Annotated in this window: 12 protein-coding genes; 10 read left to right on the top strand and 2 right to left on the bottom strand. The window is 70.4% G+C overall.

Annotated elements, in window-relative coordinates; genetic code table 11:
- The first annotated feature begins 82 nt into the window (after window positions 1–82).
- The 3 genes from hyi to VES41_RS13150 all read left to right on the top strand — a co-directional run bounded on the left by hyi (window position 83) and on the right by VES41_RS13150 (window position 4271).
- A complete protein-coding gene (hyi, locus tag VES41_RS13160; RefSeq protein WP_324817543.1) occupies window positions 83–862 on the top strand; it encodes a hydroxypyruvate isomerase in 780 nt (259 codons plus the stop codon).
- 50 nt (window positions 863–912) lie between these two features.
- Window positions 913–1824: a 2-hydroxy-3-oxopropionate reductase gene (locus VES41_RS13155; RefSeq protein WP_324817540.1), complete on the top strand. Its 912-nt coding sequence runs from the start codon at window positions 913–915 to the stop codon at window positions 1822–1824.
- 128 nt (window positions 1825–1952) lie between these two features.
- Complete coding sequence (locus VES41_RS13150) at window positions 1953–4271, top strand: NADP-dependent malic enzyme (RefSeq protein ID WP_324817538.1); 2319 nt, start codon at window positions 1953–1955, stop codon at window positions 4269–4271.
- Window positions 4272–4295: 24 nt separating this feature from the next.
- Here VES41_RS13150 and VES41_RS13145 read toward each other — a convergent pair whose 3' ends face one another.
- Window positions 4296–5327, bottom strand: a complete 1032-nt coding sequence (locus VES41_RS13145; protein ID WP_414719121.1) for a DUF1254 domain-containing protein — start codon at window positions 5325–5327, stop codon at window positions 4296–4298.
- Window positions 5328–5554: 227 nt separating this feature from the next.
- Between VES41_RS13145 and VES41_RS13140 the strand changes: the two genes are divergently transcribed.
- Window positions 5555–6928, top strand: a complete 1374-nt coding sequence (locus tag VES41_RS13140) for a DUF1254 domain-containing protein (protein WP_324817536.1) — start codon at window positions 5555–5557, stop codon at window positions 6926–6928.
- A 37-nt stretch (window positions 6929–6965) separates the two neighbouring features.
- Here VES41_RS13140 and VES41_RS13135 read toward each other — a convergent pair whose 3' ends face one another.
- Window positions 6966–7676 carry a Crp/Fnr family transcriptional regulator gene (locus VES41_RS13135; protein ID WP_324817533.1) on the bottom strand — a complete coding sequence of 237 codons (711 nt, stop codon included), beginning with the start codon at window positions 7674–7676 and terminating at the stop codon, window positions 6966–6968.
- 168 nt (window positions 7677–7844) lie between these two features.
- On the opposite strand from VES41_RS13135, the gene VES41_RS13130 reads away from it, so the two are divergent.
- Genes VES41_RS13130 through VES41_RS13105 form a run of 6 tightly spaced genes read left to right on the top strand, consistent with a single transcriptional unit; the run spans window position 7845 to window position 16088 of the window.
- Window positions 7845–8912 carry a porin gene (locus VES41_RS13130; RefSeq protein WP_324817531.1) on the top strand — a complete coding sequence of 356 codons (1068 nt, stop codon included), beginning with the start codon at window positions 7845–7847 and terminating at the stop codon, window positions 8910–8912.
- 13 nt (window positions 8913–8925) lie between these two features.
- The gene (locus VES41_RS13125) at window positions 8926–11070 is read left to right on the top strand and encodes an acetate--CoA ligase family protein (protein ID WP_324817528.1); all 2145 of its coding nucleotides are present in this window, start codon (window positions 8926–8928) and stop codon (window positions 11068–11070) included.
- Window positions 11067–12065, top strand: coding sequence for a tripartite tricarboxylate transporter substrate binding protein (locus tag VES41_RS13120; protein ID WP_324817525.1), 999 nt, complete (start codon window positions 11067–11069; stop codon window positions 12063–12065). The genes VES41_RS13125 and VES41_RS13120 overlap by 4 nt, the downstream gene beginning before the upstream one ends.
- 47 nt (window positions 12066–12112) lie before the next feature.
- Window positions 12113–13501 (top strand): DUF1254 domain-containing protein, encoded by a 1389-nt coding sequence (locus VES41_RS13115; protein ID WP_324817523.1) that lies wholly within the window; start codon window positions 12113–12115, stop codon window positions 13499–13501.
- Window positions 13498–14835 (top strand): DUF1254 domain-containing protein, encoded by a 1338-nt coding sequence (locus VES41_RS13110; protein ID WP_324817521.1) that lies wholly within the window; start codon window positions 13498–13500, stop codon window positions 14833–14835. Before VES41_RS13115 ends, VES41_RS13110 begins: the two co-directional genes overlap by 4 nt.
- Window positions 14832–16088, top strand: a complete 1257-nt coding sequence (locus tag VES41_RS13105) for an alkyl sulfatase dimerization domain-containing protein (protein WP_324817519.1) — start codon at window positions 14832–14834, stop codon at window positions 16086–16088. Before VES41_RS13110 ends, VES41_RS13105 begins: the two co-directional genes overlap by 4 nt.
- The last annotated feature ends 15 nt before the right edge of the window (window positions 16089–16103 follow it).

The following is a 16103-nucleotide window of genomic DNA, read 5'->3' as shown; positions in this document are numbered from 1 at the left end:
TGGGGAATAGCTTTTATGGCGCAGCGCCCACTTCTGCGCGCGCGCGCGGCTGCCTAAAGTCGGCCGCATAGAAGGAGACCCCATGCCCAAGTTCGCCGCCAACCTCACCATGCTGTTCACCGAGCTGCCGTTCATGCAGCGTTTCGAGGCGGCCGCCCGCGCCGGCTTCGAGGCGGTTGAATACCTGTTCCCCTACCCGTTCGCCCAGGAGGAACTGGCCGCCGCGCTCAAGGCCAATGGCCTCAGGCAGGTCCTGCACAATCTGCCCGCCGGCGACTGGGATGTCGGCGAACGCGGCATTGCGTGCCATCCGGACCGGGTTGCCGAGTTCCGCGAAGGCGTGCCCCGCGCGATCGCCTATGCCACGGCGCTGGGCTGCCCGCAGGTCAACTGCCTGGCCGGCAAGCTGCCGGCCGGCGTGAGCGAGGCCGACGCCCGCCGCACGCTGGTGGACAACCTGCGCTTTGCCGCCGAGCAGCTGCGCGGTGCCGGCATCCGGCTGCTGATCGAGCCGATCAACACCTTCGACATTCCCGGCTTCCTGGTCAATCGCACCGAACAGGCGCTGGGCATCCTGGACGAGGTGGATTCGAGCAATCTCCTCGTGCAGTACGACATCTACCACGCCCAGCGCATGGAAGGCGAACTGGCCGGCACGCTCTCGAAGCACCTGGCGCGCATCGGCCACATCCAGCTGGCCGACAACCCCGGCCGCGGCGAGCCCGGCACCGGCGAGATCAACTACGCGTGGCTGTTCCGGCACATCGACGCCATCGGCTACGACGGCTGGATCGGCTGCGAATACAAACCGCGCGCCGCCACCACGGACGGCCTGGGCTGGATCAAGGCACTCGCCGCCTGAGGCGCGCCGCCGCAACACCGAATCGACAACCGCAGCGAAAAAGGAAAGCAGTGACTTCACAAGCACAAGGCAGCCAGAAGATCGGCTTCATCGGCCTGGGCATCATGGGCGCACCCATGGCCGGGCACCTGGCCGACGCCGGCCACCAGCTCTTCGTCAACACGCACGGCGCCGTGCCCGAGGCATTGGCCGGCCGGGTCACCGTCTGCGCCAACGGCACCGAGGTGGCTCGCCAGGCCGACATCGTGTTCCTGATGCTGCCCGACACGCCCGACGTGCAGCTGGTGCTGTTCGGCGAAGGCGGCGTGGCCGCCGGCCTGGCCAAGGGCAAGGTGGTGGTCGACATGAGTTCGATCGACCCGATCGCCACCAAGGGCTTCGCCGCGAAGATCGGCGAACTCGGCTGCGGCTACATCGACGCACCGGTCTCGGGCGGCGAGGTCGGCGCCAGGGCCGCCAGCCTGACCATCATGTGCGGTGGCGACGAAGGCGTGTTCGGGCGCGTGCGGCCCCTGCTCGAGAAGATGGGCAAGAACATCACGCTGGTCGGCGGCAACGGCGACGGCCAGACCACCAAGGTGGCCAACCAGATCATCGTGGCGCTGAACATCGCGGCCGTGGGCGAGGCGCTGGTGTTCGCCTCCAAGGCCGGAGCCGATCCGGCCAAGGTGCGCCAGGCGCTCATGGGCGGCTTCGCCTCCAGCCGCATCCTGGAGGTGCACGGCGAGCGGATGATCAAGCGCACCTTCGACCCGGGCTTTCGCATCTCGCTGCACCAGAAGGACCTGAACCTGGCCCTGTCGGGTGCGCGCGCCCTCGGCGTGGCGCTGCCGCAGACCGCCGGCGCGGCCCAGCTGATGAATGCCTGCGCGGCGCTCGGCCACGGCCAGGCCGACCACAGCGCGCTGGTGCGCGCACTCGAGGCGCTGGCCCAGCATCCGGTGATGCCCGACGCCGCCTGAGCGCCGCCACCGGCTTTCTTGCCCCCTTTCGCCAAGAGAGGCACCGCTTGCGGTAGCCTCTCTTCTTGCGTTTGCGCGCTGATATTCCCGCTCGTTTCACACCTAAAACAAGGACCCAAGGAGAGACCATGGCTTCCAGCAACGCCCGACCCCTGTCACCCGCCGAACAAGCCCTGCGCGAGGCCGCGCGCGACTACCACCGCAGCCCCACGCGCGGCAAGATATCCATCACCCCGACCAAGGCGCTGCTCAACCAGCGCGACCTGTCGCTGGCCTACTCGCCCGGCGTCGCCTACCCATGCCTGGACATCGAGGCCGACCCGGCCGCGGCGTACGAGTTCACCTCGCGCGGCAACCTCGTGGGCGTCATCACCAACGGCACCGCCGTGCTCGGCCTGGGCGACATCGGCCCGATGGCCGCCAAGCCGGTAATGGAAGGCAAGGGCTGCCTGTTCAAGAAGTTCGCCGGCATCGACGTGTTCGACATTGAGCTGGCCGAGCGCGACCCGGACAAGCTGGTCGACATCATCGCCGCGCTCGAGCCCACGCTCGGCGGCGTCAACCTCGAGGACATCAAGGCGCCCGAGTGCTTCTACATCGAGCGCAAGCTGCGCGACCGCATGAACATCCCGGTGTTCCATGACGACCAGCACGGCACCGCCATCATCTCGGCGGCCGCGCTGATCAACGGGCTGGAGCTGACCGGCAAGAAGATCGGCGACGTGAAGATCGCCGTCTCGGGCGCGGGCGCCGCGGCCATCGCCTGCCTGGACGTGATGGTCGGCCTGGGCGCCCAGGTGGCCAACATCTTCGCCTGCGATTCCAAGGGCCTGATCTACGAAGGCCGCCCCGGCGGCTTCGACGATTCCAAGGCCCGCTTCGCACAGAAGGCGACCGACGCACGCACGCTGGCCGACGTCGTCAAGGGCGCGGACGTGTTCCTCGGCTGCTCGGCCGCCGGCGTGCTCACCGCAGACATGGTCAAGACCATGGCCGACAAGCCGATCATCCTGGCGCTGGCCAACCCCGAACCGGAGATCCGGCCCGAGGTCGCCAAGGCCGCGCGGCCGGACTGCATCATCGCCACCGGCCGCTCGGACTATCCGAACCAGGTCAACAACGTGCTGTGCTTCCCCTACATCTTCCGCGGCGCGCTCGATTGCGGCGCCACCAAGATCACGGAAGAGATGAAGCTGGCCTGCGTGCGCGAGATCGCCGATCTGGCCAAGGCCGACATCAGCGAGGAAGTGGCCAACGCCTACGCCGGGCAGGAGCTGTCCTTCGGGCCCGACTACCTGATCCCGACGCCGTTCGACTCGCGCCTGATCCTGCGCATCGCGCCCGCGGTGGCCAAGGCCGCCAGGGCCTCCGGCGTGGCCACACGGCCGATCGAGGACCTGGCCGCCTACCGCGAGCAACTGACCCGCTTCGTCTACCACACCGGCATGTTCATGCGCCCGGTGTTCGCCGCCGCCAAGATCGCCACCAGCAGGCGCCTGGCCTACGCCGACGGCGAGGACGAGCGCGCGCTGCGTGCCGCCCAGTGGGCCGTGGACGAAGGCATCGCACGCCCGATCCTGGTCGGCCGGCCGGCGGTGATCGAGATGCGCGTCAAGAAGGCGGGCCTGCACCTGCGCCTGGACACCGACGTCGAGATCGTCAACCCCGAGGACGACCCGCGCTTTCGCACCTACTGGGAAGCCTTCCACAAGCTCATGGCCCGCCAGGGCGTGACGCCGGAAGCGGCCAAGGCCATGGTGCGGCGCTCCAACACCACCATCGCCGCGCTGATGGTGCACCTGGGCGACGCCGACGCCATGCTGTGCGGCCTGGTGGGCCGGTTCGATGCGCACCTGGAGCACATCCGCAACATCATCGGCCTCAAGCAGGGGGCGCCCGGCTTCGCCACGCTCAATGCGCTGACGCTCGACAAGCACACGCTGTTCGTCGCCGACACGAACGTGCACGAGGACCCGAGCGCCGAGATGCTGGCGAGCATCGCCGTGATGGCGGCCGAGGAAATCTCGCGCTTCGGGCTGCCGCCGAAGGTGGCCTTCCTGTCGCATTCGAACTTCGGCACCAGCTCGCGCGCCTCGGCCCGCAAGATGCGCATGGCGCGCGACCTGTTCGCGCAGTCCGCGCCGGACATCGAGTGCGACGGCGAGATGCACGGCGACTCCGCCCTGTCGGCCGACGTGCGCCGCACCGCCCTGCCCGAGACCACCCTCAGCGGCGACGCCAACCTGCTGATGTGCCCCAACCTGGATGCGGCGCACATCCTCTACAACGTGCTGAAGATGACCGGCAGCCACGGCGTGACGGTCGGCCCGATCCTGCTCGGTGCGGCCCGCTCGGCGCACGTGCTGACGCCTTCGGCCACGGTGCGGCGCGTGATCAACATGACGGCGCTGGCGGTGGCCAACGCGGGCGCGGCGGCGAAGCGCTGACAGCGCATCGCCCGACGGGCACGGTCAGTTGACCGGCTCGGGCCGAGGAAAGCGCCACGCGCCGCTGAGAATCTCGGCGCGTGGGCGGTAGAGCCGTACCGTGTAGTTCCAGCCGTCGACGATCGGCAGGCAGTTGGCCACGCCGCTTTCGCATCCGCCGAACTGCATGGTGATCGAGCCGTCCGCACTCTTGCTGGCCGTGAGGTTGTTCAACGTGTACGCGTTGGCGGCGTTCTTGGCAAAGTAGCCTTCGGCGTTGTAGACGCTGACGGACCAGAACCCGTCGACTGGCACGTCCTTGGCAGTCAGCCGGTACACCGTCCGGCCGTCGTTTTTCGCCGGGGTCACGTTCAGGTAGGTGGCGTCCTTGTCCGGGTTGCCGCCCCAGGCGGCGGCGGCGCCGACGAGCCGACGCACCGGATCGACCTCCCCGGGTGTGCCGAACGCCTTGCTGAAGTCGGGGATGGTCGTCGACAGCACGATCAGCGCGTCGCGCACTTTCTTCTGGCTTGCCGGGTCCCAACGTGGCAGTTCCAGCTTGCCGACGTCGGCCTGGCTGACCTTGATCGCATCCTGCAGGGCGTGAACCGCCTCGATGTCCTTCGGATCGCCGGGATTGACCAGCGTTCGGATCGCAGTGACCACGTAGCGCGTGCCGACGTTCTCCCTGGTCAGGGTGTAGGTGCCCGCGCCGTAGTAGACGTGCGGCACGTAGTGGTCTTCGTTGATCACCTGCAGCGCCATGTAGCGCTTGCCGGCATCGGGCATCGTGATGGTGACCGGGCCGGCGTCCAGGTCGAATACCCCCGAGGTATAGAACGTGTCGCGGTTCAGCCGGATCACCGTCTGGTGATCGATCGAGGCCGGCTCGCGCCGGTGCAGCAATTTGCCCAGGCCGCCTTGCTTGGCGAGCGCCGCGACATACATGTCGGATTCCGCGCGCACGAAGTTGTCGATATTGACCGGCGCAAGGTCGGTCGGCGCTTGCGCCATGGCGGCGGCCGCAAACGTAGCGGCGGCGCCGGCCACTAGGGTCGAGGCAAAGGTGTTGTTCATGAGGCCTTTCGATGGAAGCCGCGGGCGGGTCCGGGCGCGGACGAAGTCTACCCACGCAGCGATGCCCGCAGGACAGCCAGGGCCGGAGCCTGGCGGCCGGGCCGGCGGAGTGAACCGCGATCGATAATCGCCGGCGCATTCATCACTCGATAGAGTGTCACTCCCCCGCCCCCGGGCCAGGACTTGCCGCCGCTGGCGCCGAGGTCCTGCTTTCGAAAGAGGAACTGATGATCGGATTCCCCACCCGTACCGCCAGCACGATGGCGCTGGGCCTGGCGCTGGCCGCCGTGCAACCTGTGCTTGCGCAGCCGCCATCGCCGGCCGACGTGCGTGCCATCACCAAGGAGGCGTACATCTACTCGTTCTCGATGCTCGAGAACTACAACACCATGTACAAGCAGGTCGGCACGCCAGGCGGAAAGGAGTACGTGGGCGGCTTCGGTCGGTTCCGCCACTACGCCGAGGTCTACACGCCCGACAACCACGACGTCGTGACGCCCAACAACGACACGCCCTACTCGTGGGCCTGGCTGGACCTGCGCGCGGAGCCGTACGTGGTCAGCGTTCCGGCCGTGGCCGACCATCGCTACTACGTCCAGCAATGGGTGGACCTGTTCACCTACAACTTCGCCTACATCGGCTCGCGCGCCACGGGCAACGGTGCGGGCACCTACATGATCGCGGGGCCCCGGTGGAAGGGAAAGACGCCCGCAGGCATCCAGAAGGTACTGCGCTCCGAGACCGACATCGTCATGACCCTGACGCGCACCGCCATGAACGGACCGGAAGACATCGCCGCGGTCAAGGCCGTGCAGGAGGGCATGAAGCTCCAGCCACTGAGCAGCTACGAGCACAAGGCGGCTCCGCCCGCCGCACCTGCCATCGAATTCCCGCCCTACGACAAGGCCAAGGCGCGCACGCACGACTTCATCGGCTACCTGAACTTCCTGCTGCAGTTCACGCAGCCGCCGCATCCGAGCGAAGTGGCCCTGATGAAGCGCTTCGCCACCATCGGTATCGGCCCGGGCAAGCCCTTCGACGCGGCCAGCCTGCAGCCCGAGACGCTCGCGGCGATGGACCTGGGCGTCAAGGATGCACAGGAGACGCTGGCCGCAAAGGCCAAGGTGACACTGTCGTCGAACGGCCTGTTCGGCTCGCGCGCCGAACTGAAGAACGACTATCTCACCCGCGCCATTGCCGCGGAGAAAGGCCTGTACGGCAATTCGCTGGTGGAGGCCTGGTACGGCGGCTACGTGGGCGACGGCACGCAACTGCAGCAGATCCACTTCACCAAGGCGCAATTGCCGCCGGCGAAGTTCTTCTGGTCCATCACGCTCTACACGCTGCCCGACCGCTTCCTGTTCGCCAACGATCTCAAGCGCTATTCGATCGGCGATCGCACCAAGGGTCTGAAGTACGACGCGGACGGCGGGCTGACGCTGTACCTGGGACATTCGTCGCCCGGTCCGGACAAGGAGTCCAACTGGCTGCCCGCCCCCGACGGCAAGTACAGCGCCGTGGCCCGCATCTACGGCCCCGGCAAGACGGCCATGGATGGCACCTGGAAGCTGCCGCCGCTGACGCCCGTCGCGGCACGTTGAACCTCTTTCCCGTACGCGAGGCCGCGCGGCGCCGGCCTCATTCCTGCGCGGCGATGCGCGACAGTGCCTGCACGTCCAGCAGCGTCAGCCGCTTGTAGCTCATCTCGATCACCCCGGCGTCGACCAGCATCCGCAGTTGCTTGTTCACGGTCTGGCGCGACAGCCCCAGCAGCGACGCCAGGTCCTGCTGGGGCAGGCGCACGCGCAGGTCCGTGCCGGATTCCTGCTGCGAGCCATGAAACTCCGCCAGGCTGATCAGCGTGGCCGCCACGCGGCGACGCACCGTCCCCAGGGTCAGCCCCTGCAGCATGGACACGCTCATGCGCTGGCGCTTGAGCGCCAGCCGTGCCACCTCGCGCCACAGGATCGGGTCGGCGTCCAGCACGGCGACCACCGCGTCGGCTGGCAGGTGGACGACGACCGAGTCCTCGTGCGCGTGGTAGTCGTAGCCTAGCGGCGCATCCTCGAGCAGGCGCACCAGCGGGGCGGCCTGCCCCGGTCCCAGCAGCGCATTCACGTATTTGCGGCCCACGGCGCTGAGGCTGCCGACCTCCACGCAACCCGAGACCACGAGCAGCACCTCGCGCCGGTTGCGGCCGTGTCCCATCACCAGCGTGCGGCGGCGATAGCGCTCCAGCCGCGCGGACTTGAGCAGTTCGTCGCGCCGCGCCTGCGGCCACGTCGCGAACATCTCGCTCCAGCTCAATGCGCGCGCCATCAGCTCTTCGTCCTCGGTCGAGCCTCGCATGGGTCGCGCAGGCGACTTGGAAGGCGGTTTGGGGTTGGCGCGCGTGGGCATCTGCGGAGATTTGTAAACCGGTTGACAGATTCTGAGGAGGCCTCTTTTTAACGTACGGGCAGCAACAACAACGCCGCCCGACGCGAAAGCGCGCCATGGCGGCACAACGGAGACGACATGGCATTGAAGACAGCGGCCGCCGCGGCCTTGATGATGGGCGCCTGCCTGGCGCATGCGCAAAGCACCGTCGACGTCTACGGCGTGATGGACCTGTTCGTCGCGCACGGCAGTGCGGGCGACACGTCGTGGACGCGCCTGAGCGAAGGCGGCAACGCCGCCTCGCGGCTAGGCTTTCGCGGGCGGGAGGACCTCGGCGGCGGGCTCGACGCGCACTTTCTGCTGGAATCCGGCATCGCGGCCGACACCGGCGTAGGCACCATTCCCGGTCCGGCATACGCCTACACGCGGCAGTCCTTCGTGGGGCTCGGCGCGCCCTGGGGCGCGGTGGACCTGGGCCGCATGTACACGCCGATGTTCTATTCGATGTTCGGCGCCGACCCGTTCGGCCTGAACTCGGTCTTCTCGCCGATGAACCTCATCGCCGTCAACGACGCGCAGACGCAGATGAGCCGCTTCGCGGCGCGGTCGAGCAACATGGTCCGCTATCGCACGCCGGTCGTCGGCGGCGGCTTCCAGGGAAGCGTGGCCTACGCGCCGGGGGAAGTCGCCACCCCGTTCGAGCACAGCGGCGAGTTCTACGGCGCCAGCCTGTCGTGGGTGCGCAAGCCCTACTACGTCGCCTACGGCTTCCAGCGCGTGCGTGCCGGCTCGGCCCAGGCGCCGGAGGCATCGCCGGCCGCCACCACCTACCAGTCGCTCAGCGGCGCCTACACCTTCGGCGGCCTGCCGCTGCAGATATTCGCCACCTACGCCACGGCCGGCTCGAGCCTGGCCGGCGTGCCGCGCATGCACCTCTACGACCTGGGCGCCAAGTATTCGCTGGGCGCGCTCACGCAGCTCATCTTCGAGGTCACGCAGCGCAAGGTGCAGTCCAGCGAGCGCGGCCAGGTGGCCTGGACGCTCGGGCTGGACCACGACCTGAGCAAGCGCACGGTGGTCTACGCGCGCCTGCTGGGCCTGCGCAACGACGGCGGCTCCAGCGTCTCGGTCGCCGACGTGGCGGTGCGCGCCGACAGCGGCGACAGCATCAGCGTCATCGCGGCGGGCATCCGCCACAGCTTTTGAAAGTACCTGTTCCATGGCTCCCATCGATTTCCGGCTCGACGGCCTGTCGGCACTTTTCTCGCCCCGCTCCATCGCGGTCGTGGGCGCATCCTCGAGCGCGCAGAAGATCGGCGGCATCCCGATCGACTATGCGCTGCGCTTTGGCTTCGAGGGCAAGCTGCACGCGGTCAATCCCAAGGCCGCGCAGGTGCAGGGCCTCGGCGCACGGCCCAGCCTGCGCGCCATCGGCGAGCCGGTGGACCTGGCCATCCTGGCCGTGCCGGCGGCGCTGGTGCATGACGCGATCGAGGACGCGATCGAGGCCGGCACCCGAAGCGTGGTGCTCTTCTCCTCCGGCTTCGCCGAAGTGGGCGACGAAGGCGCGGCGGCGCAGGCGCGCCTTGGCCGGCGCGTGCGCGAGGCCGGGCTGCGCCTGGTCGGCCCGAACTGCCTGGGCCTGATGAACATCCGGCGCAACGTGTACGCCACCTTCTCGCCCGCACCCAATGCGGGACGGGTGCAGGCCGGGCGCATCGGTCTGGCGAGCCAGTCGGGTGCCTTCGGCGCCTACGCGTATTCCATGGCGCGTGCGCGCGGCGTGGGCCTGTCGACCTGGGTCACCACCGGCAACGAAGCCGACGTGCAACTGGCCGACTGCCTGGCCTGGCTGGCGCAGGACCCGGACACCGACGTGATCATGGCCTACATGGAAGGCTGCCGCGACGGCCCGCGCCTGCGCGCCGCGCTCGCCCTGGCGCAGGCGCACGGCAAGCCGGTGGTGATGGTCAAGATCGGCAGCACCGAGCTGGGCGCGCAGGCCGCCGCCTCGCACACGGCTGCCCTGGCGGGCGACGACGCGGTGTACGACGCGGTCCTGCGGCGCTACGGCGTGCTGCGCGCGCGCACCGTCACCGAATTCTTCGACCTGGCCCACAGCGCCGCGGTCGCCGGCCGGCCGCGCGGACGCAGCATCGGCCTGTTCACCGTCTCGGGCGGCGTGGGCGCGTTGATGGCGGACGACGCCGCCTCCCACCGGCTCGAGGTGCCGCCGCTGGGCGACGCGGCCCAGGCGCAGTTGCGCGAATGGGTCCCCTTCGCCGCGCCGCGCAACCCGGTGGACATCACGGGGCAGGTGACCAACGACTTCACGCTGCTCGAGCGCAGCGCGCACCTCATGCTGCGGGACCGCGGCTTCGACTCGTGGATGGGCTTCCTCGCCGCCGCGGGCGCGTCCGATGCCTTCTGGCCGGTGCTGCGGGATCTGGTCGGCTCGCTGCGCGCGGCTTTCCCGGACACGGTGCTGGCCATCAGCACGCTGCTGTCGGCCGAGCGCCGCGCCGAACTCGAGGCCATGCGCTGCCTGGTGTTCGACGACCCGTCCGAAGGCATACGCACCATTGCCGCGCTGGCCGGCCTGCCGGCGCCCGGCGGCACCGCCGGCGAGGTACCCGGCGCCGCGGCGGCGCAGGCGCCGGTCACGCTTGAACCCGGCACGCTCGGCGAGCCGGCCGCCCTCGCCATGCTGGCCCGGGCCGGCGTGCCGGTGGTGCCGCACCGCGTGGTGCGCAGCGGCGGCGAGGCGGCCGAGGCCGCGCTGGCGCTGGGCGGCCCGGTGGCAGTGAAAGTAGCCAGCGCCGACATCCCGCACAAATCCGACGTCGGCGGCGTGGCACTGGACGTGCAAGGCCCCGAGGCGGCCCGCGCCGCCTTCGAACGCACGCAGGCCGCCGCCCGGGCCGCGCGGCCCGACGCGCGGCTCGAAGGCGCGCTGGTCGCCAGCATGGTCGCGGGCGGTGTGGAATGCATCGCCGGCGTGCGGCACGACCCCGTGTTCGGCCCGGTGCTCATGTTCGGCCTCGGCGGCATCCACGTCGAGACCTTGCGCGACGTGTCGCTGCGCGTGCTGCCGCTCGGCCGCGAGGACGCCCTGTCCATGGTGCGCGAGTTGCGCGCCTTCCCGATCCTTGCGGGCGCGCGCGGGCGGCCCGCGGTCGACGTCGACGCCATTGCCGACACCCTCGTGGCGCTGGCCGGCTTTGCGCTTGCCGCGGGCGACACGCTCGACAGCGTGGAGATCAACCCGTTGATCGCACGCCCGCGCGACCGGGGTGGCTGCATCGCGGTGGACGCGCTCATCGTCGGACACGCGGCCGGCCCGCAAGCAGGAGCGAAGGCATGAAGGCGACAGTACGCAATGCACTGCGACACTGGCTGCTCGCCGCTGTGCCGGCCCTCGCCGCCTGCGCCCTGCCGGTTGCGGCGCAGGAGAGCTATCCGACCCGGCCGGTGCGCATCATCGTGCAGTACCAGGCGGGCGGCTCCACCGACACCATGGCGCGCCTGCTGGCGGACAAGCTCGCGCCGCGCCTGGGCCAGCCGGTGGTGGTGGAGAACCGTAGCGGCGCCGGCGGCATCATCGGCACGGACTACGTGGCCAAGAGCCCGGCCGACGGCTACACGCTGCTGATGACGGTGCCCGGCCCGGTCACGGCCAACATCGTCCTGTACCGCAAGCTGCCCTACGACCCGCGCACCGATCTGCGCATGGTGTCGGACGTCGCCACCATGCGCACCGTGCTCGCGGTGCACCCCTCGGTGCCGGCCACCGACTTCAAGAGCCTGCTGGCCACGATTGCGGCGGCGCCGGACAAGTACGCCATGGGCTCGTGGGGCGCCGGCACGCAGCCGCACCAGGTGCAGGTCTACATGGACAAGACCTACGGCACGCGCACGCTGCACGTGCCCTACAAGGGCGAAGGCCCGATGGCCGTCGACCTGATCGCCGGGCAGATCCAGATGACCGTGGGCTCGGTCACGACGCTGGCGCCCTACATCGCCGCGGGCAAATTGCGCGCGCTGGCCGTGGTGGGCCCGACGCGGGCCAAGGCCCTGCCCGACGTGCCGACCTTCGCCGAGCAGGGCTACAAGGACGCGGTCTACGGCATGACCGGGCCGACCTCGCTGATGGCGCCGGCCAGGACGCCCGACGCCATCGTCGAGCGGCTGGGCCGCGAGGTGGCCGCCGCCGTCAACGAGCCCGACCTGCGCCGACGCATCGAGGAGCTGGGCGCCGAGCCGGTCGGCAACCTGCCCGCACAAGCCACCGCCGCCTACCAGGCGTTCCTGCCGATCTCGCTCAAGCTCACCCGCGACACCGGCGTGACGCTGGACTGAGCCGCCAGGCCGCACGTCGACATTTCCAACCAGGACCCCACACCACCATGAGCAACGCAACACTGTCTCCTGCCGCGGCGCAACGGGCGCTGGGCCAGGCCGTCGGCCTGTCCGCCTTCGTCTACGGCTATCCGCTGACCGAGACCTACCGCACCTGCCGGCTGCAGACCCAACCGGACGCGACGCGCCGCCCCGGCGCCTCGGCCGGCTCCGACGGCCGCGCGCCGCTCGACACGCTGCACCACAGCCCGCGTCCGTCGACCGACGAGGACCGCGACATCGTCACCCCCGCCAACGACCTGCTGTACACGACCGCGTGGATCCACCTGGCCAACGGCCCACGCGTGCTGACGGTGCCGTCGGCGGCGGCGCATGCCGGCCGCTACTTCGTGCTGGCGCTGTACGACGCGTACACCGAGAACTTCGAGAACCTGGGCCCGCGCACCTGCGCCGCCGAGGGCGAGAAGGTGGTGCTGGTCGGGCCCGGCGGCCACGTGCCCGAGGCGCTGCGCGGCCTGCGGGTCGTGCAGTGCCCGACCGACCTGGTCTGGCTCATCGGACGCATCCTGGTGGGCGACGAGCCGGACTGGCCCGCCGCGCGCGCCCTGCAGGCCGGCATCGCGCTTGCCGCGGCGCCGGGCACGCAGGCCGGCGCGCGACCAGCGGCCGTCGAGCAATGGGTGGGCGAGCCGGTGGACGCCATGGCGGCCGTGCTGGAGAACGGCGAGGAAGCGGCCGAAGTGGCGCCGCGGTTCTTCGCCAACTTCTGCCATGCGCTGGCCGAGGCGCCCGGGCGGACCGAGGACAGCGGGCTGGTGGCCTGGTTCGGCCAGGGCGGCCTGGCGGCCGGGTCGGCATTCGCCTGGGACGCCATCGACGCCGACCTGCGCGCCGGCCTGGCCGAAGGCTTCGCGCAAGGCGTGGCGCTGGTGGCCTCCATGGGGCGCAACCGCCCGCCCCGGCCCTGGCTGGTGGCATCGGCCACCGGCCGCTACGGCAGCCACTACCTGGCGCGGGCGCGCACCGCCTACCTCGGGCTGGGCGCGCTGGCCACGCACGAGGCCATCTATGCCGCCAGCCATGTCGATGCCGACAAGGCGCCGCTCGACGGCGCACGCAACTACACGCTGCGCTTCGAGGCCGGCGACCTGCCGCCGGTGGACGCCTTCTGGTCGGTCACGATGTATGCCGCCGACCGCTTCCTGTATCCGAACGAGATGCGTCGCCATGCCATCGGCGACCGCACGCCCGGCCTGCGGCACGAGGCGGACGGCAGCCTGGTCATCGACATCGGGCACCGGGCCCCGGCCAGTACGTCCAACTGGCTGCCCGCGCCTGCCGGCGGCTTCTACCTCATCCTGCGCATGTACCACCCGCGCGAGGGCGTGCGCACCTGGCGCATCCCTGCGCTGCATGCGGCAAAGGCCCGGCCATGAGCGAACACGTCGATCTGCAGGCACTGGCGCAGGAAGCCGTCACCTATGCGTTTCCGCTGTACGAGATGGCGCGCATGCGCGCGGCCACTTCGCCGCAGCGCGTGGATGCGGCGGGCGCGGCGCCGGCGCCGCAGCGCTGGTGCAACGTGTTCACCCATGCGCGCCGCTTGCTGGGCCCGGGCAGGAGCCGCGTCGTCACCCCCAACAACGACACGCTCTACACCAACGCATGGCTGGACCTGCGCGACGGGCCGCTGGTCATCGACGTGCCCGACACGGCCGGCCGCTACTACGTGCTGGGCCTGCTCGACTTCTACACCAACCCGTTCGCGCATCTCGGGCTGCGCCGCACCGGCACGGCGGCGCGCTCGTTCCTGGTCACGCCGCCGGGCTGGCACGGCGAGCTGCCGGCCGGCCTCGACGCCGAAGGCGCGCACGTGCGGGCGCCCACGCCGTGGGTCTGGGTGATCGGCCGCATCCTGGTCGACGGCCCTGGCGACCTCGAGGCCGTGCACGCGCTGCAGGACGGTATCGTGGTCCGCAGCCTGGCCGACTGGCGGGCCGGTGTCGCGCCGCGCCCGGTGCCATTCGACCCGGCATTCGATGCCAAGGCGCCGCTCGATGCCGACGGCTTCGCCCGGCAGGTCAATGCCGCGCTGCGCGACAACCCGCCGCCATCGGACGAAGCCGCGCTGGTCGCCCGCTTCGCGGACGCGGGCATCGGCCCGCAGGCGCCTCCGCTCGACGCCGCGCGCCGGCAGGCATTGCAGCAGGCGCTCGACGCCGTGCTCGGCCGCCTGCGCCAGGGCGCCGAGCGCATCGGCGCCAATGGCTGGACGCAGCCGCCGCTTGTCGAGGGCACCTTCGGCGACGACTGCGAGGGACGCGCGCGTGTCGCGCTGAAATACATCGGCATGCTCGAAAGCGGAGAGGCGATGTACCCGCTCGCCTGGCACGACGACCGGGGCCGGCCGCTCGACGGCGCGCACCGCTATCGCCTGCGGTTTCCGCCCGGGCAGCTGCCGCCGGTGGACGCCTTCTGGTCGATCACCATGTACGACGCGCGCGACTACATGCTGGTGGACAACCCGATCGACCGCTACGCCATCGGCGACCGCACGCCGGGACTGCAGCCGGACGCCGACGGCGGACTCACGCTCCACATCCAGCATGCGCCGCCCGATGCGCCGTCGGCGCGCGCCAACTGGCTGCCCGCGCCCGCCGGCGGCTTCTATCTGTGCCTGCGCGCCTACGTGCCGCGCCCCGACATGCTGCACGGCCGCTACGCCCTGCCCCCGCTTCGACGCATCGACGACTTGGAGACACCCGCATGAACACCGCCACAGAGCAAGAAAAGCCCTTCCTGATCGTCGGCACCGGCACCGAGACGGTGGCGCCCGGCCTGCACATCCTGCGCGGCCAGGGCCAGTCATTCGTGGCCGAGACCGATGCCGGCCTGGTGGTCGTCGACGCCGGCCCTGGCGGCGCCGTCACGCAGGGCATGATCGACGCCGTGCGACAGCTCAGCGATGCCCCCCTGCATGCGCTGTGCTACAGCCACGGCCACATCGGCTACAACGCCGGCGTGCCGCAGTGGCTCGCGCATGCCGCGCAGCGCGGCGACGCCCCGCCGCGCATCGTGGCGCACCGCAACGTGCCGCGCCGCTATGCGCGCTACCGCGAGACGCAAGCCCTGCAGCACCGCATGGCCGAGATCCAGTTCAACCGGCCGCCCGGCTTCTTCGACAAGCGCCTGGCCATGCACGAGCCCACCGAGACCTTCGGCCAGCACCTGGTGATCGGCAGCGGCGAGCAGCGCATCGAGCTGCTGTGGGCGCCCTCCGAGACCGACGACGCCATCGCACTGTGGAGCCCGGCGCAGCGGGTGCTGTACGGCGGCGCGGCGCTGATCGATTCGATTCCCAACATCGGCACGCCGTTCCGGACCCTGCGCGACACGGTGCGCTGGGCCGACACGCTCGATGCCCTGGCCGCCCTCGGCGCACGCAAGGCGGTGCGTGAATTCGGCCCCACCATCGACGGCGAAGACGAGGTCCGGCACGTGCTCGGGCACACCGCGCGCGCCCTGCGCTGGCTGCGCGCCGAGGTCGTGCGACTGATGAACGAAGGCCTCGACGAACGGCAGGTGCTGGCGCGCATCGAGTTTCCCGACGCGCTGTTCGGCGTGGAGTGGATGAAGCCGACCTACGGCGATCCCGCCTACATCGTGCGCGACATCTACCGCTCCGAGAACGGCTGGTGGGACCGCAACCCCACATCGCTGCATCCGGAGGCGCCCGAGGCGATCGGCCAGGCCGTGGCGGCGGCCATCTCCGACAAGGCCGGCGTGATCGCGAGCGCCCGCGCCCATGCCGAGGCCGGCCGCTGGCAGATGGCCCTGCACGTGATCGACCTGCTGGCCACCGCGTCCGGCGACGCGCCCGAGCTGGCCCAGGCACGCCAGCTCAAGGCCGCCTGGCTGCGCGAGCGCGCGCGCCAGGTGCCCAGCTACGTGTCGCGCAACCTGTACCGGGTCAGCGCCGACATGATCGACAACAACACGCAGGCGCGCTTCGGCATCCGCTGAACGCGCCGGAAACCA

The organism is Variovorax sp., assembly GCF_035634955.1.
In the GTDB taxonomy this organism is placed as follows: Bacteria; Pseudomonadota; Gammaproteobacteria; order Burkholderiales; family Burkholderiaceae_C; genus Variovorax.
Note: the sequence above shows the minus strand (reverse complement) of the source record. Positions and strands in the feature narration are given on the sequence as shown.

What these genes read in the sequence shown, in the direction of transcription:
- VES41_RS13125 (WP_324817528.1), top strand. Translation starts at nt 8,926, where the DNA reads ATGGCTCCCATCGATTTCCGGCTCGACGGCCTGTCGGCACTTTTCTCG.
- VES41_RS13115 (WP_324817523.1), top strand. Translation starts at nt 12,113, where the DNA reads ATGAGCAACGCAACACTGTCTCCTGCCGCGGCGCAACGGGCGCTGGGC.
- VES41_RS13105 (WP_324817519.1), top strand. Translation starts at nt 14,832, where the DNA reads ATGAACACCGCCACAGAGCAAGAAAAGCCCTTCCTGATCGTCGGCACC.
- VES41_RS13145 (WP_414719121.1), bottom strand. Translation starts at nt 5,327, where the DNA reads ATGAACAACACCTTTGCCTCGACCCTAGTGGCCGGCGCCGCCGCTACG.
- VES41_RS13140 (WP_324817536.1), top strand. Translation starts at nt 5,555, where the DNA reads ATGATCGGATTCCCCACCCGTACCGCCAGCACGATGGCGCTGGGCCTG.
- VES41_RS13130 (WP_324817531.1), top strand. Translation starts at nt 7,845, where the DNA reads ATGGCATTGAAGACAGCGGCCGCCGCGGCCTTGATGATGGGCGCCTGC.
- VES41_RS13120 (WP_324817525.1), top strand. Translation starts at nt 11,067, where the DNA reads ATGAAGGCGACAGTACGCAATGCACTGCGACACTGGCTGCTCGCCGCT.
- VES41_RS13135 (WP_324817533.1), bottom strand. Translation starts at nt 7,676, where the DNA reads ATGCGAGGCTCGACCGAGGACGAAGAGCTGATGGCGCGCGCATTGAGC.
- VES41_RS13110 (WP_324817521.1), top strand. Translation starts at nt 13,498, where the DNA reads ATGAGCGAACACGTCGATCTGCAGGCACTGGCGCAGGAAGCCGTCACC.
- VES41_RS13150 (WP_324817538.1), top strand. Translation starts at nt 1,953, where the DNA reads ATGGCTTCCAGCAACGCCCGACCCCTGTCACCCGCCGAACAAGCCCTG.
- hyi (WP_324817543.1), top strand. Translation starts at nt 83, where the DNA reads ATGCCCAAGTTCGCCGCCAACCTCACCATGCTGTTCACCGAGCTGCCG.